15 protein-coding genes and 2 pseudogenes are annotated in these 14,373 nt (G+C 60.2%); 11 read left to right on the top strand and 6 right to left on the bottom strand.

Annotated elements, in window-relative coordinates; genetic code table 11:
* Nucleotide 1: 1 nt before the first annotated feature.
* Genes AC1DNW_RS22175 through AC1DNW_RS22190 form a run of 4 tightly spaced genes read right to left on the bottom strand, consistent with a single transcriptional unit; the run spans nucleotide 2 to nucleotide 3,427 of the window.
* On the bottom strand, nucleotides 2–973 hold the full coding sequence (locus AC1DNW_RS22175; protein ID WP_477854381.1) for a branched-chain amino acid ABC transporter permease: 972 nt from the start codon (nucleotides 971–973) through the stop codon (nucleotides 2–4).
* On the bottom strand, nucleotides 970–1,881 hold the full coding sequence (locus AC1DNW_RS22180; protein ID WP_477854382.1) for a branched-chain amino acid ABC transporter permease: 912 nt from the start codon (nucleotides 1,879–1,881) through the stop codon (nucleotides 970–972). Before AC1DNW_RS22180 ends, AC1DNW_RS22175 begins: the two co-directional genes overlap by 4 nt.
* On the bottom strand, nucleotides 1,878–2,621 hold the full coding sequence (locus AC1DNW_RS22185; RefSeq protein WP_477854383.1) for an ABC transporter ATP-binding protein: 744 nt from the start codon (nucleotides 2,619–2,621) through the stop codon (nucleotides 1,878–1,880). Before AC1DNW_RS22185 ends, AC1DNW_RS22180 begins: the two co-directional genes overlap by 4 nt.
* Nucleotides 2,618–3,427: an ABC transporter ATP-binding protein gene (locus AC1DNW_RS22190; protein WP_477854384.1), complete on the bottom strand. Its 810-nt coding sequence runs from the start codon at nucleotides 3,425–3,427 to the stop codon at nucleotides 2,618–2,620. Before AC1DNW_RS22190 ends, AC1DNW_RS22185 begins: the two co-directional genes overlap by 4 nt.
* Nucleotides 3,428–3,539: 112 nt before the next feature.
* Between AC1DNW_RS22190 and AC1DNW_RS22195 the strand changes: the two genes are divergently transcribed.
* The 5 genes and pseudogenes from AC1DNW_RS22195 to AC1DNW_RS22215 all read left to right on the top strand — a co-directional run.
* Nucleotides 3,540–4,292, top strand: coding sequence for a GntR family transcriptional regulator (locus tag AC1DNW_RS22195; protein WP_477854385.1), 753 nt, complete (start codon nucleotides 3,540–3,542; stop codon nucleotides 4,290–4,292).
* A complete protein-coding gene (locus tag AC1DNW_RS22200) occupies nucleotides 4,285–4,635 on the top strand; it encodes a TIGR04076 family protein (protein WP_477854386.1) in 351 nt (116 codons plus the stop codon). Before AC1DNW_RS22195 ends, AC1DNW_RS22200 begins: the two co-directional genes overlap by 8 nt.
* A gap of 10 nt (nucleotides 4,636–4,645) precedes the next feature.
* Nucleotides 4,646–5,692, top strand: a complete 1,047-nt coding sequence (locus AC1DNW_RS22205; protein WP_477854387.1) for an aldo/keto reductase — start codon at nucleotides 4,646–4,648, stop codon at nucleotides 5,690–5,692.
* Between the two features lies 1 nt (nucleotide 5,693).
* Nucleotides 5,694–6,953 (top strand): ABC transporter substrate-binding protein, encoded by a 1,260-nt coding sequence (locus AC1DNW_RS22210; RefSeq protein WP_477854388.1) that lies wholly within the window; start codon nucleotides 5,694–5,696, stop codon nucleotides 6,951–6,953.
* A gap of 37 nt (nucleotides 6,954–6,990) precedes the next feature.
* A pseudogene (locus AC1DNW_RS22215) lies at nucleotides 6,991–7,263 on the top strand (alpha/beta fold hydrolase); the annotation flags it as partial.
* 130 nt (nucleotides 7,264–7,393) lie between these two features.
* Here AC1DNW_RS22215 and AC1DNW_RS22220 read toward each other — a convergent pair.
* A complete protein-coding gene (locus AC1DNW_RS22220) occupies nucleotides 7,394–8,536 on the bottom strand; it encodes a mandelate racemase/muconate lactonizing enzyme family protein (RefSeq protein WP_477854389.1) in 1,143 nt (380 codons plus the stop codon).
* 60 nt (nucleotides 8,537–8,596) lie between these two features.
* On the opposite strand from AC1DNW_RS22220, the pseudogene AC1DNW_RS22225 reads away from it, so the two are divergent.
* The 6 genes and pseudogenes from AC1DNW_RS22225 to AC1DNW_RS22250 form a co-directional block, all read left to right on the top strand.
* Nucleotides 8,597–8,779, top strand: a pseudogene (locus AC1DNW_RS22225) (transcriptional regulator); the annotation flags it as partial.
* A 12-nt stretch (nucleotides 8,780–8,791) separates the two neighbouring features.
* A complete protein-coding gene (locus AC1DNW_RS22230) occupies nucleotides 8,792–9,292 on the top strand; it encodes a GntR family transcriptional regulator (RefSeq protein WP_477854400.1) in 501 nt (166 codons plus the stop codon).
* Between the two features lie 108 nt (nucleotides 9,293–9,400).
* Nucleotides 9,401–10,639, top strand: coding sequence for an ABC transporter substrate-binding protein (locus AC1DNW_RS22235; protein WP_477854390.1), 1,239 nt, complete (start codon nucleotides 9,401–9,403; stop codon nucleotides 10,637–10,639).
* Nucleotides 10,640–10,700: 61 nt separating this feature from the next.
* On the top strand, nucleotides 10,701–11,618 hold the full coding sequence (locus AC1DNW_RS22240) for a carbohydrate ABC transporter permease (protein WP_477854391.1): 918 nt from the start codon (nucleotides 10,701–10,703) through the stop codon (nucleotides 11,616–11,618).
* Nucleotides 11,615–12,466, top strand: a complete 852-nt coding sequence (locus AC1DNW_RS22245; RefSeq protein ID WP_477854392.1) for a carbohydrate ABC transporter permease — start codon at nucleotides 11,615–11,617, stop codon at nucleotides 12,464–12,466. The genes AC1DNW_RS22240 and AC1DNW_RS22245 overlap by 4 nt, the downstream gene beginning before the upstream one ends.
* Before the next feature lie 10 nt (nucleotides 12,467–12,476).
* Nucleotides 12,477–13,553: an ABC transporter ATP-binding protein gene (locus AC1DNW_RS22250; RefSeq protein ID WP_477854393.1), complete on the top strand. Its 1,077-nt coding sequence runs from the start codon at nucleotides 12,477–12,479 to the stop codon at nucleotides 13,551–13,553.
* Between the two features lie 189 nt (nucleotides 13,554–13,742).
* Here AC1DNW_RS22250 and AC1DNW_RS22255 read toward each other — a convergent pair.
* Nucleotides 13,743–14,373, bottom strand: a 631-nt coding sequence (locus tag AC1DNW_RS22255; protein ID WP_477854394.1) for an SDR family NAD(P)-dependent oxidoreductase, incomplete at its 5' end; no start/stop codon positions are given.

Below are 14,373 nucleotides of genomic sequence, written 5' to 3' on the forward strand. Positions count from 1 at the left end.
TCTATTCCTTGGACTTTTCCGGGCGCTTGCGCGTCAGAGATGCCAGCGCATTCGACGCGCCGAGAATGCCGCGAGGGCGCAGGAGGAGGATGAGGCAGAGGCCGACCCCGATCATGACGATCTGAAGGGATGCTGCACGCGCCTGCTGCTCCGGTGGGATGAAGGCGGAAACGGCGGCGGCCGACAGCGCCCAGAGACCCCAGACGAGCACCGCGCCGAGAATTGCGCCGCGATTGTTGCCGGCACCGCCGACGATCAGCATTGCCCAGACCTGGAAGGTCAGGATCGGCAGATAGTTGTCCGGCGCGATGAAGCCGATGAAATGCCCTTGTGCCGCCCCCGCAAGCCCCATGATGGCGCCGCCGATGGCAAAGGCTTGCAGCCGGAAGCGGATCGGCCGCTTCCCGAGTGCCTGTGCTGCCGCTTCATCCTCGCGGATTGCCCGCAGCACACGCCCCCAGGGGCTTTTCGCCAGATGCTGGAGGGCGAGGTACAGCGCCAGCACGACGACGGCCATCAGCGCGAGATTGGAAAGGCCGAAGGCGAGCGGATCGCCCGCGAGTTTGCCAAACGGCCGCGGAATGAAACCAATGCCGAAGGCGCCGCCGGTGAGCGGCTGCAGGTTGAGCACGCAAAGCTGTACGGTGACGGCGACGCCGAAGGTGGCGATCGCCAGATAATCGGACCTGAGCCGTATGGTGAGCGCCCCGACCAGCCAGGCGGCAAGGCCCGCGATGAGCGCACCTCCCATCCAGCCGACGGCAATCGGCAGGTCGAAGCCGCCGACACGATCGGAAGCGTCCGGTGTCGTCATCAGGGCTGAGACATAGGCGCCAATCGCCACAAAGGCTGCAATGCCGACGTTGAACAGGCCGGTCTGGCCCCACTGCACATTGAGGCCGAGGCACATGATGGCATAGGTCAGCGCCATGGTCAGAAAGAAGACGGCGTAGGCGATCAGGTCTAGGCTCATGCGACCCTCCCGAGCAGGCCGCGCGGGCGCAGAAGAAGGACCGCAACGAGGATGACGAAGGAGACGGCGGCACGCCACTCCGCACCGACCATTTGTACGGCTGCCGCTTCCGAAAGACCGACGATCAATCCGGCGATCATCGCACCYGGCACGCTGCCGATGCCGCCAAGGATCGCTGCGGCAAACAGCGGCAGCAGCAGATCATGGCCGAGATAGGGGCGGATCTGGACGAGCAACCCGGTCATGATGCCGGCGATGCAGGCGAGCGCCGCGCCGACGAACCAGACCACGCGGATCACCCGACGCACATCAACGCCGGCAATTCCGGCAAGCGCCGGGTTTTCGCTGACAGCCCGCATCGAGCGTCCGATATCGGTGCGGGTCATCAGCAGGTGAATGGCGATGACGGCAACGAGCGAGACGCCAAGCGACAGAAGCTGATCCGGCGTTGCACGCAGTCCGCCGCCGATCTGGACGGCGATTTGCAGTGCCTTGGTGTAGTAGGCGGGCTTCGAGGTAAAGATGAATTCCAGCAGGCTGCGCAGGGCGAGCGATGCGCCAAAACTTGCCATCACCAGAATGATGACGGCGCTGCCGCGCGCCCGCAGGCGACCGAACAGCACGGCATCGACGGCGAGCGCCAAGGCACCCGTGAGGATAATGGCGAGGATGGCTGAAAGCGGCAGGGACCAGCCGAAGGAGAACGGGCCGAGCGGCTTCGTCAGCGTGGTGGACAGGAGGCCGAGGCCGCCGCTCACCGCCAACGCCAGATAGGCCCCCCAGGACAGGAGTTCGCCATGGGCGAAATTGGCAAAACGCAGGATCGAATAGGTGAGCGTCACGCCGATGGCGCCCAGACCAATCATCGCGCCGGCGAACAGGCCATCCATCAGGAATTGCGGGTTCATGGCTGTGGCACCTCATGCGGCTGTGATGTGCCGAGATAGAGTTTGGCGATCAATGGATCGCCAAGCAGGGAAGATGCTTTGCCCTCATGGCGGATCTTGCCTTCGACCAGAATGACGGCGCGGCTGGCGAGGGCGAGCGCCGCCTTGACGTTCTGCTCCACCAGAATAACCGTGACGCCGCCGGCATTGATCTCCTGAAGCATCGCAAAGACCTCCGCAACGATCTTCGGAGACAGGCCTGCGGATGGTTCATCGAGAATGAGCACCGGCGGATCGACGATCAACGCTCGCGCGACCGCCAGCATCTGGCGCTGGCCGCCGGAAAGCGCCCCCGCCAGCCGCGACGGCTTTGTCGCGAGATCGGGGAAGCGGCGGTAGAGAGCGGCGATCTTTTCCGCGCGAAGGTGTTTTGGCAAGACGGCGGCTGCAAGCTGCAAGTTTTCGCGAATGGAGAGCGTCGCAAAGATGTTTTCCGTCTGCGGCACGAAGGCGAGGCCTTCGCCGATCTTGCGGTGGGTGGCGACGCGGGTGATGTCGCGCTCCCCCAGGAAGATGCTGCCGGAATGCACGGGTAAGACACCGGCGATCGCCTTGACGAATGTCGACTTGCCGGCGCCGTTGGGGCCGAGAAGCACCAGCAATTCGCCGGGCGCCACGGAGAGATCGACACCGCGCACGATCGGCAGATCGGGTTCATATCCGGCGACCAACGCCTGGGTTCGAAGGGCAGGAACCGTCATGCCCCAGCCCCGAGATAGGCCTCGATCACATCGGCATTGGCGGCGACAACGGCGGGCGTGCCTTCGGCCAGCGGTTTGCCGAGCGCCATGGCGACCACGCGGGAGCAGAGCCGCGAAACCATGTCCATGTTGTGCTCGATCAGCAGGATCGACTTGCMCTGCCTGTTGAGGTCGATGACGCGCTCCATGATGGTTTCGAGCAAAGCGGGGTTGACGCCCGCGGCCGGCTCATCGAGCAGGATGGCCTGCGGATCGGCCATCAGGATACGTGCCAGTTCCAAGAGCTTGCGCTGGCCGCCGGAGAGCACTTTTGCAGGTTGGGCCTCAAGGCCTGACAGGGTGACAAACTCCAGCAGCGCCCGCGCCTTGTCGATCGCCAGTTTCTCCTGTCGCCGGACGTGACCGAAGCGCAGGAAATTTGCAAAAAGCCGCTCGCCATCCTGCCCCTGCGCGCCCGTCAGCACATTTTCCAGCACAGTCATTTCGAGGAAGGGTTTCGGAATCTGGAAGGTGCGCCCGACGCCGTGGCCGATGCGCTGCTCGGGGCTTTCCTGCGAGACATCCAGGCCGGCAATCCAGATTTCACCCGATGTCGGCTTGAGACTGCCAGCGATCAGGTTGAACAGCGTCGTCTTGCCCGCTCCATTTGGGCCGATTAGCCCCAGCATTTCGCCGGCTGCAAGCTTCAGCGACATGCCGGCGACAGCGGTATGGCCTTCGAACTTCTTCACCAGATCGCGTGCATCGATCACGGCTCGGGAAGCGGGCGCGAGGTTCGAGGGTGGAGCTGACGCGGAAGAAGGCATGAACGAAACAAGTCTCTTGATTTGATTGGTGATGTTTGATCAAACTTTACCGTATGGAGAAAAGCAACCAAAAAAACCGGCTGCAAGCGGACCAAATTGAGAGGCGGTACAGATGAGGAAAGCATCCGAAAATACCGCCAGCAACCTTGATCGCGACGATGCGCTGTCGCCGGTCGGTCGCGAGACCCTGCAGGACCGCGTTTACGCGCAACTGCGCAATTCGCTGATCAACGGCATGTTTGATGCCGGCGATATCTTGCGTATCGTCGATCTCGCCGAGCGGCTGCAGACGAGCACCATGCCGGTGCGCGAGGCGCTTGGACGGCTCGTTTCCGAGCAGGCACTCGAATCCCTGCCGAACCGGTCGGTGCGTGTGCCGCTAATCACCCGCGATCGTCTCGACGATCTCGCCCGCGCGCGCATCCTGATCGAGGGGCAGATGGTGGCGCTGGCCTTGCCGAACCTCAGCGATGAAGACTTCGCCATCCTCAAGCAGATCAATGTCGATTGCGACCTGGCCTTCGAGCAGCATGGCAAGGATATCGGCCACGTTACCTCGGCGCTGAACCAGCGCTTTCACTTTCATATTTACCAAGCTGCGCGCTCGCCCGTACTCATTCCGATCGTTGAAAGCCTCTGGCTGCAATCGGGCGCGATCATCCGCAAGGCGGCGCATATTCATGACGAACAGGGCGGCTTGGCGGCGACAAATCACCATTGGGCGCTGATCGATGCGATGGAAGGGCGCGATGCCGAAAGCGCAGTTCAGTCGCTTTCCGACGATATCAGCCGGTCTTTCAACCTTATCCGCGGGCGGCTGGATGCAGAACACGATGAGGCCGCAAAGGGAGTTGGCCATGGTTGATCCGGTGGATGATGGCTTCGACATTTTCGACTTGCGGGTGGACGTGATCATTCCCGAAGGCGGTGCTGTCTATTGCGGCGCCAAGCCCGGCGACCATTTCGAACTGCATGGCGAGATGCTTCATCTGCCGCCCGGGCAGGGTATTTCCATTTACTCGCTGTCTTCAGTCCTGCCGCTTCTGGCCGCCAAGCAGCGTCCGACCCATCCCAACGACTGGATGACGACGGATGCCGATATCGCTTGCCCTGACCCGAATTGCTCCACCCGGCTGAGGATCACCCGAACTGGTCTCCGCCGTTTCAGCCATGCCGCGACAACAGCGGTTCCCTTGATTGACGAATAGGCCAGCAGACATGCAACGCATCACCATCGCCCCCGGTTATGAGATATCACGCGTCATTCGCGGTGGATGGCAGCTGGCGGGCGGCCATGGCGCAATCGATGCCGAGAGCGCCATCGAGGACATKATCGCCTTCGCTGACGCCGGCATCACCACGTTCGATTGCGCCGATATCTATACCGGGGTGGAAGACCTGATCGGCCGCTTCCGTCTGGCCTACGGCAATCTGCGTGGTGCCGAAGCCCTCTCGCGCATCCGCGTGCATACCAAGTTCGTTCCGGACCTTGCGGTGCTGCCCGTGATTAGCAAGGCCTACGTCGAGGGTGTGGTCGATACTTCGCGCCGGCGGCTCAATCTCGATTGCCTCGATCTCGTGCAGTTTCACTGGTGGGCGTATGACATTCCTGGCTGGCTGGAAACGGCGGGCTGGCTGAAGGAACTGCAACAGGCCGGCAAGATCGGCAAGGTCAGCGGCACCAATTTCGACACCGATCATATCAATACGATCATCGCGTCGGGCGTGTCGGTTACCTCGTTGCAGCTGCAATATTCGCTGCTCGATCGGCGCCCGGAAAAGCAGATGGTACAGCTTGCCGCCGAGAAGAATTTCGCGCTGTTCTGCTATGGCACGGTGGYCGGTGGCTTCCTTGGCGATCGTTGGTTAGGGCAGCCGGAGCCGGAGCATCCGCTCGAAAACCGCTCGCTCACCAAATACAAGTTGATCATCGACGATTTCGGCGGCTGGGATCTTTTCCAGGCGCTGCTCTCGACGCTCAGGAAGATTGCCGACCGGCATCAAGTGGATATCGCGACCGTCGCSAGTGCTGCGATGCTGACCAAGTCCGGCGTCGCCGCAGTCATTGTCGGCGCCCGCAACCGCGATCACCTGCCATCCAATCTTGCCATCGCGAATATCAAGCTGACCGACACGGATCTGGCAGAGATCGAGGCAATCCTGCGCCAAGGCAATCCGCTGGAAGGGGACGTCTATACGCTGGAGCGGGACCGGGAGGGCCGCCACGGCAGCATCATGAAATACAATCTCAACAAAGGGGAATAAAATGGGACCGAAATTTCTGCTTTCCGCTGTGGTTGCGGCACTCGCGGCATCCACGGCACCGGCTTTCGCAGCCGATTGCGACATCACTGTCGGCCTCGTCATGGAATTAACGGGCCCTGCCGGCGAATACGGCCAGGCGGGTGCAAAGTCCGTCGAAATGGCCTTCCGTGATTTCAACGATGCCGGTGGCGTTGATGGCTGCAAGGTCGTGGCCGATACGCGCGACAGCCAAAGCCAGGGCAATGTCGCCGTCGATCAGGCAACGCAGCTCGTCAACATCAAGAAGGTGCCGGTCATCATCGGCGGCATTATCTCGTCGGTTTCGATCCCGATCCTGACCTCGGTTACGGCTCCGGCCGGCGTCGTGCAGGTCTCGCCGGCATCGTCCTCGCCGACGCTCACCGAGCTTGGCCGCGTAGGCAAGACCAACGGCGTGTTCTTCCGCACGATCACCTCGGACGCGCTGCAAGGCACGGCCGCTGCCAAATATGCTGTTGATCAGGGCTTGAAGAAGATCGCGATCATCAACGTCAACAATGACTTCGGCGTCAACATGGTGAAGGAGTTCACCACGGCCTACACGAAGCTTGGCGGCACGATCACCTCGACCACGCMTTACAATGAGAAGCAGTCGAGCTATGCGTCGGAAGCCAGTGCCGCCATGGCGGGTGAGCCGGATGCACTCTATCTCGTCAGCACGCCGGTTGACGGCGCAACGATCGCCCGCGCCTGGATTTCCGGTGGCGGCAAGCAGACTTTCCTGCTGAACGACGGCATGAACTCCAAGGACTTCATCGAAAGCGTCGGCGCGCAATATCTCGAAAACGCCTACGGCACCTCCTCCGGTACGAGCCCGACGGCATCGACCGAATATTTCAATGCCAACTATGAAGCATTCTCGGGCGGCATTTCTCCGTCGGCTCCGGCCGCGGACCGTTCCTATGATGCCGGTGCGATCGTCGCACTCGCCATTGCCAAGGCGGGCAAGGCGGATGCTGCCGCCATCAAGGCTGCAGTGCCGGGAGTGGTGGCCGAAGGCGGCACGCCGATCCATGCCGGCAAGGAAGAGTTTGCCAAGGCCCTGCAGCTCATCAAGGACGGCAAGCCCGTGAAGTACGAAGGCGTCATCGGCCCTGTCAGCTTCGATCAGTATGGCGATATCACCGGCCCGTTCCGTCTCTGGAAGATCACCAATGGCGAGGTGACGACTGTCGGCGAATTGAGCGCCGGCGAGGTCAACAAGATTAAGACTGCGAAATAAGCGAAAAGGGCTCGGGGATCCGCCCCGGGCCCGCTACATCTTGAAAACCGACGAAAATCMGGAAGGATTACCGTTAGAGGCGTTTGATGGAATCCGCAAAAGCACGGTGCTTGATCGATCGCACTTCTTCAGAAATCTGGCGCTGCCCTTCTATGGTTTCAATCGCGAGGGGGCGACGATCAACGAGGGCCTTCGCGAATCCTTCTGGCTGACGGGTATGGAGGGCGGCATCAAGGGTGAGTACGACTGCATCCGCGAATTTTCCGAGATCGACTACACACAAGACCTCAGGAGGATCGACAAGCCGACAGACGCGCGCTGGCCGTAATGCGTCGCCATCAGATCGCCGGGAATAGCGATTGGGAMTCGGCATCCAGTTCGTCAACCGTAGCAGTTCGTTTCTTCTCGCTCCTGCGACAGGTATGCTTTCAGTCGCAGGTTTAGCTGTATGCCGGAAGGCGCAGGTTGATCGGTGCTGCGCCAAGTTCCGATCGGTCAAGGCGGCGCGGGCGGGACCATTCCTTGCGGGCGGTTTCGCTCAGAACGAGACCGTGCCCGGGCCGGGCCGGGGCATAGGCGAAGCCGTTGGTAATTTCGATCGGCTGCTCGACGAGATGATCGAAATTCTGGAACGAATATTCCAGCCATTCGACTTCCGGAAGCGCGGCGGCCATGTGAACGCCGACCTCCAGGAACGTATTCCCCAGACTGACCGGAATGCCAAGCTCGGCGGCGAGCCATCCGATCCGCATGACGTCCGTGACTTGACCGTGAACATTGAGCAGGTCCGTGCCGAAATTCTCCATCAGGAGCCGCTTGCCGTTTGCGTCCAGATATTCGCCGCTGTTGATTTGCGTCCAGTTGACGGCGTGACGGAGCGTGCGAAGGCCCTCGAAGTCGTGTCGCAGGATCGGATCCTCCACCCAAAGGAGTTCGTGGCCCGCATCGCGGATCGCCGTCAGTTTGACAAGCGCTTCCTTGGAATTCCAGGCTTCGTTCGGATCGATCATGATCTGCGACCCGGCCGGAACGACCTCCTTCAGCAGATCGAGCCGACGCATGTCCCGCCGGAAGTCTAGATGGCCGACCTTGATCTTGAACGCTTCATAGCCAAGGCTGGCCGCATGCGAAAAAAGCGCGCAGAATGCACCGTCGCTCAGGTGGAAATCGAGGCCGCTGGCATAGGCACGCACCCGGTCGCGACGGCTTCCCAGGAGCTTGTGCAGGGGCAAGTCCGCCTCTTTGGCTGCAAGGTCCCAGAGGGCGACTTGAAGGGCTTCATGAAACGGCAGCGAAAAGGCGCGCTGGTTTCCACCGCGCGGGCGACTGACACGATGAACCACGCCGATCGCCTCCTGTCCGACGATGCCGGGCCAGACTTCATGTTTGAAGACCGCCTCTATCTCCGCCTGATCCGGCAGAGGGTGGAAGAGCGTCTGAATGAAACCCAGTCCGATCTTGCCGCTTTCGCCGATGAGTTCCAGCGCTGCCACGTTGACATCGTCAGCGCGGACCTGACTGTCGCCGATTACCCTGTCGCGGGCGAATTGAAATCGGGTTATACGAAAATCGGAGATGGGCATAAAAGTGCTTTCTGATCGCTTTACATTGATAACTGATCTATCAGAGGTAATATCGGATCGATGAAAAAATCGCAAGAGCGTAGATCGAAACCAGCGACCCCGGACATATCTGCGCCGCGGCTGAGCGATGTCGCCTACGAGCGGATCCTCGAAAGCCTGTTCGAGCGCAAGGTGCCGGTCGGTGCTTTCATTTCACAGAGCGAGCTGTCGGCGATCGTCAGCGTGCCGGTCGCGCCGTTGCGCGACGCGCTACGCATGCTTGAGGCCGAAGGCATCCTGACGATCCATCCTCGTTCCGGCATCCAGTTTGTGCGGCCGGGCCTCGAGCTGACCCGTGCGACCTTTCAATTTCGCGCGATCGTCGAGCGTTCAGCTGTTCGCGCATTCGCCGAGGAGGCCGGTGAGGACACGATGAACAGTCTGGAAGTCCGCCATTCCAGGCTATTGCGCAAGGTTGAGACGGATGGAATGACGCCTGAGCACCTCGCGGAAATGGACAGGCTTGAGCTTGATCTTCATGGTCAGATCATCGCGATTTTGCGCAATCCTCTGATCGATATCGCCTATCGCCGAATGCACAATTACCTGCGCCTGCTGCGGCTGGACCGCAAGATGACACCGCCGATCCTGATGCGGACCCTGAGAGAGCACCTGGACATCCTCGAAGCGTGTTCCTCAAGGGATGCCGATGCCGCCGAGAAGGCGCTTCAAGCGCATTTCCAGGCCGCGATAAACCGCAATCTCGGCTTGGCCTGATTCCAGGGTTTTACCCCTGGGGCAACTCGGCTATTGCCGCGAAATTAAAAGGCTGCTATCTCCAACTGATCGATCAGATCACAATTCTGATATCTGGGAGGATGAGAAATGCAGATCACGAAACGCGAATTTCTTGTTGCGACGGCGGCTCTGGCGCTCGCAAGCGGCGTCCGCTCCGCGAGTGCGGCCACGGCGATCAGCTACTGGCATCATTTTGCCAGCCAGTCGGAAGTCGCGGGTCTGATGAAGATTATCGAGCTCTTCGGCAAGTCCCACCCGGACATTGCGGTCACTCAGGAAAGCATCCCGAACTCGGAGTACATGGCCAAGGTATCGTCCGCCGTCGTGGCCGGCGGGCGGCCTGATACCGGGATGGTGATCGCCGAACGTTTTGCCGATCTGAAGGCGATGGGTGCGCTCACCGACATCTCCGAACGCGTTAACGAGTGGAAGGGAAAAGCCAATCTTCCAGAAAACCGATGGACCGGCATGTCCCAGGATGGTGCGATCTACGCTGTTCCCGCCTATGCGTTCGTCGATTGGATGTACTATCGAAAGGACTATTTCGAGGAGGCCGGCCTGTCCGGACCGCCAAAGACTTTCGAGGAATTCGTCACCGTTTGCCAGAAGCTCACCGACCCGGCAAAAGGCCGCTATGCCTTCGGCATGCGGGGCGGAGCCGGCGCTTTCAAATATGTCATCGATGTCATGGAGGCCTTCGGGTCGCCGATCGTTAAGGACGGACAGGCGGCGATCGACAAGAGCGCTGCGGTCGAGGCAATCACCTTCTATTCAAGTCTCTTCCTGAAGGACAAGGTTGTTCCTCCGAGTGCTCCGAACGACAGCTATCGTCAGATCATGGAAGGTTTTCGCACTGGCCAGACGGCGATGGTGTGGCACCATACCGGATCGCTGATCGAAATTTCGGCTGCCTTGAAGCCTGGGGTACAGTTCGCCACAGCGCCGATGCCGGCGGGACCGAAGGCGCATATCGCGAGAGTGGCCTATGCCGGAAACGGCATCATGAAGGACGACAATATTGACGCTGCCTGGGACTGGATCAGCTTCTGGGGCGAAAAGGATGCGGCGATAGCCTTGCTGGAGGCGACCGGCTATTTCCCGGCATCGACCGCCGCGCTCGACGACGAGCGGATCAAGTCCAACCCGATCTATCAGGCGGCCTCGCAGACGCTCGACTTCGGCCGCCTGCCGAACAGCTTCGTGGGTGCTGCCGGGTGGTCGGAAAATGTGGTCAATCCTTCCTTCCAGTCCGTACTCACGGGTCAACTCACTTCCGAGCAGGCCGTCGATCGAATGATCGAGGGTCTGGAAACCGCCCTCCGGTGATGAAACTGACGCGGCGACGAAACGTCGTCGCGTCCGAGAGGACGGCCTGTGCCGTGAAAACATGAAATCAGTCTTGCACCGCGGTCCAGTCGCCAAGCTCGGTGATCTTTCTGAAACACGCTATTGGGTCTACCTCCTGCTGTTTCCGAGCCTGATCCTGCTTTTGCTGGTTGTCGCCTATCCGACCCTCTACGGCTTCGTCATCAGCGTAAGGGAAATGCGCCTCACCCGGCCGGCCCTCAACGGCTGGGTCGGGGCCAGGCATTACATCGCGATGATGTCGGATCGCGTCTTCTGGATCTCGTTGAAAAACACGGCGATCTGGGTGACTGCGGCAATCGCGATCGAGGTGACGCTCGGGTTCATCGCCGCGGTGGCCCTGAACCGCAATGTGCCGGGCACAAAACTCTTCGGCGTTTTGATCCTGCTTCCTTATTTCCTGCCCAACGTCGTTGCGGGCCACATGTGGGCACTTCTGCTGGATCCGCGGCTGGGAGTCATCAACGACCTGCTTGTTCGAATTGGCGTGTTGAGCACCTACAAGGCGTGGTTCGCCGATCCCGCCACGGCCTTGGCGGCGACCATTCTCGTGGAGGCATGGCATGGCTTTCCGTTTTTCGCGCTTTTGTTTCTGGCCGGGCTGAAGGGCATACCCGAGGATCTCTACAAGGCCGCCGCCGTCGATGGCGCAGGGCCTGTTCGGCAGTTCCGGCTGATCACCGTGCCGATGCTGCGGACGGTGATCACTGCCGCCGTCATCCTGCGGGTGATCAGCCTGGTGAACTCACCGGATCTGCTGCTCGTCCTGACCGGTGGCGGGCCAGGTAACGCCACCCAGGTCTTGTCGCTCTATGCGTTCCAGACCGCCTATCGCGAATTCAACTTCGGATATGCCGGCGCGCTCTCGGTCGTCATGTTCGTCATCCTCATGGTGTTCGCGAGCCTCTACATCAGATTCACGCAGGTCACGAAAGAATGATAATGTTCAAGACCAGCCGTGGTCGCCGCCTAATGGCCGACATCCTGACCTATATCGTCCTCTTCACGATGACGATTTTCTGCCTCGGACCGATCGTCTGGATGTTCTTGACCTCGTTGAAGAACGAAGCGGACATCGTGACATCCCAGATGCAGTACATTCCCMGGTCCATCACCTTTCAGAACTATCGCGCGATCTGGACCCAGTCGAACTTCCCCGTCCTGATCACCAACAGCTTCGTGGTGACGGCGATAACCGTGGCGATCTGCGTCGTGACCGGAACGCTGGCAGCCTATGCTTTCTCGCGGCTATCCTTCAGAGGACGCGACAGACTGATGCTGAGCTATCTGCTCGTACGCATGTTCCCCGCCGTGATGGTGATCATTCCGCTCTTCGTGATGATGCGGACGGTCGGTCTGGTCGATAGCCGCTTCGGCTTGGCGCTCGCCTATACGAGCTTCCTGCTTCCCTTGTTCGTCTGGATGCTCAAAGGGTTTTTCGACGCCGCCCCGAAAGAGTTGGAAAGCGCTGCCCGTATCGACGGGTCCACTCGTTTGGGCGCCATGGGGCGTATCATCTTGCCCCTGGCGCGAAACGGTCTTGTCGCAAGCTCGGTGTTCATTGCCATCGCGGCCTGGAACGAGTTCATTTTCGYACTGATGCTGACGACAGGGCAGGGTTCGCGCACCTGGCCCGTAGGCTTGCAATTGATGGTGGGTGAGTTCCAGTTGCCGTGGGGCGTGCTCGCTGCCGGCGGCATCCTTAGCATCCTGCCTGTTGTCGTCCTGTTCGCCATCGTCCAGCGCACGATGGTTCAGGGCCTCACGGCGGGCGCGGTCAAGGGTTAAGGACATTACAATGGCGACACTATCGATCAGAAAGATTCAAAAGTCCTATGGCGCCCTGAAGGTGCTGCATGGCGTAGACGTCGATCTCGACGACGGCGGTTTCCTGGTGCTCCTGGGACCATCGGGATGCGGCAAGTCTACCTTGCTCAACATCATTGCCGGGCTCGATGAGCCGTCGGATGGTGATATCGCGATCGGTCAGCGATCGGTTACAGCACTCCCGCCCAAGGATCGAAATATCGCCATGGTGTTTCAGTCCTATGCCCTTTACCCGACGATGTCGGTGGCGCGGAACATCGGGTTTGGGCTCGAGATGCGCGGTGTTTCTGAAGAGGAACGTCGGATCGAAGTACAAAAAGCAGCGGAGATGCTACAGATCAGCCATCTTCTTGATCGGCTGCCGGCGAACCTTTCGGGCGGCCAGAGGCAACGCGTCGCCATGGGGCGTGCAATCGTGCGCAGCCCGGATCTGTTTCTCTTCGACGAGCCCCTGTCCAACCTCGATGCGAAACTGCGGGTGGAGATGCGGACCGAGATAAAGCGGCTGCACGAACGGCTCGGCACCACCATCGTCTATGTGACCCACGACCAGATCGAGGCGATGACCCTGGCCACCAAGGTTGCCGTCATGAAGGGCGGGCATGTCCAGCAGCTTGCCGATCCCCGGACGATCTATGAACGGCCCGCAAACATGTTCGTTGCCGGCTTTATCGGGTCACCTGCGATGAACTTCATCAGGGGTAGGCTGATCTCCGATGGAACGGCCAGCCGCTTCGAAAGCGAGGGTGTTGTCGTTCCCGTGAGCGCTCGGGAAACCGCAGTGGGGTCCCGCGCATGCTTTCTCGGAATAAGGACGGAAGAGTTCAAGCTTGTCGACAACGATGACGTGGCGATCAAGGGTGTGATCGACGTCGTGGAGCCAACCGGTCCAGACACGATGGTCACCGTGAAGGTTGGCGAGCATTCTATCGTCGCAAGAGCCGAGCCGCGTTTTCAGGGCCGGAGAGGCGATCAGGTTCGGTTTGGCGTCGATCGGCAGAGCATCAACTTGTTCGATGCGAAAACGGAGGTTCGCATCGAACCCTAATCACTATGTTTCAGGTTTTTAGGTTTTCAAGGTTCGATGCTTGCTTGAGCGCTCACCACGCAAAAACGATGTTGATCGGGGGACCCCTTGATGATGCCTCGCATCGTCCCTGAAAAAGATCGGTCGGCAGCCACCCTGCCTACGCACTTTAGCATAGGTGTCGCTTTCGGCGGCAGTCGAAGGCAGGCGTCAGACCTGCGCCATACCTCCATCAACGGCTATTTCTGCACMCGTGGTAAAACTGCTCTCGTCGCTTGCAAGAAAGAGGGCTGCTGCCGCGACCTCTTCAGGTCGCCCCATACGCCCAAGAGGGATCATGTTCGACAGCGCGTCTCGAATTTCCTGTGAGGCGGCCGCCATCATCGCCGTATCCGTCGGTCCAGGGCTAACGACGTTGACACGAATGCCCCTGGGAGCAAGTTCGTTAGCCCAGGTGCGTGTGAACGAACGAACTGCGGCCTTGGTAGCACCATAGACACCATACCCTTTAGTGCCTATATCGCCCGCGATGGAGCCAATCAGCACAATCGTGCCGCCGGGCTGCATGATGTCGATAGCACCCTGTGCCGCGAATACGAGGGATCGGACGTTCAGGCCGAATGTCCGATCGAAATGATCCTCGGAAATATCTTGAAGGGGAGCGTATTCGGACAGGCCCGCGTTCACGACGAGCACGTCGATGCGGCCATGTTCCGATCGGATCTGCTCGAAGACGCGCTGAAGATCGGCGTTGTTACTGGCATCCGCCTGGATCGCGAGGATGCTGCCCATTCCCGCAGGCTCTGATGTACTCTCCGCCCCCTTGCGGCTGGTAGCGTAG

The sequence above is a fragment of the Rhizobium sp. 05L429 genome (assembly GCF_056397645.1).

Coding starts and splice junctions, on each gene's coding strand:
- AC1DNW_RS22240 (WP_477854391.1), top strand. CDS start 10,701: ATGAAATCAGTCTTGCACCGCGGTCCAGTCGCCAAGCTCGGTGATCTT.
- AC1DNW_RS22185 (WP_477854383.1), bottom strand. CDS start 2,621: ATGACGGTTCCTGCCCTTCGAACCCAGGCGTTGGTCGCCGGATATGAA.
- AC1DNW_RS22195 (WP_477854385.1), top strand. CDS start 3,540: ATGAGGAAAGCATCCGAAAATACCGCCAGCAACCTTGATCGCGACGAT.
- AC1DNW_RS22200 (WP_477854386.1), top strand. CDS start 4,285: ATGGTTGATCCGGTGGATGATGGCTTCGACATTTTCGACTTGCGGGTG.
- AC1DNW_RS22235 (WP_477854390.1), top strand. CDS start 9,401: ATGCAGATCACGAAACGCGAATTTCTTGTTGCGACGGCGGCTCTGGCG.
- AC1DNW_RS22175 (WP_477854381.1), bottom strand. CDS start 973: ATGAGCCTAGACCTGATCGCCTACGCCGTCTTCTTTCTGACCATGGCG.
- AC1DNW_RS22220 (WP_477854389.1), bottom strand. CDS start 8,536: ATGCCCATCTCCGATTTTCGTATAACCCGATTTCAATTCGCCCGCGAC.
- AC1DNW_RS22250 (WP_477854393.1), top strand. CDS start 12,477: ATGGCGACACTATCGATCAGAAAGATTCAAAAGTCCTATGGCGCCCTG.
- AC1DNW_RS22230 (WP_477854400.1), top strand. CDS start 8,792: ATGCTTGAGGCCGAAGGCATCCTGACGATCCATCCTCGTTCCGGCATC.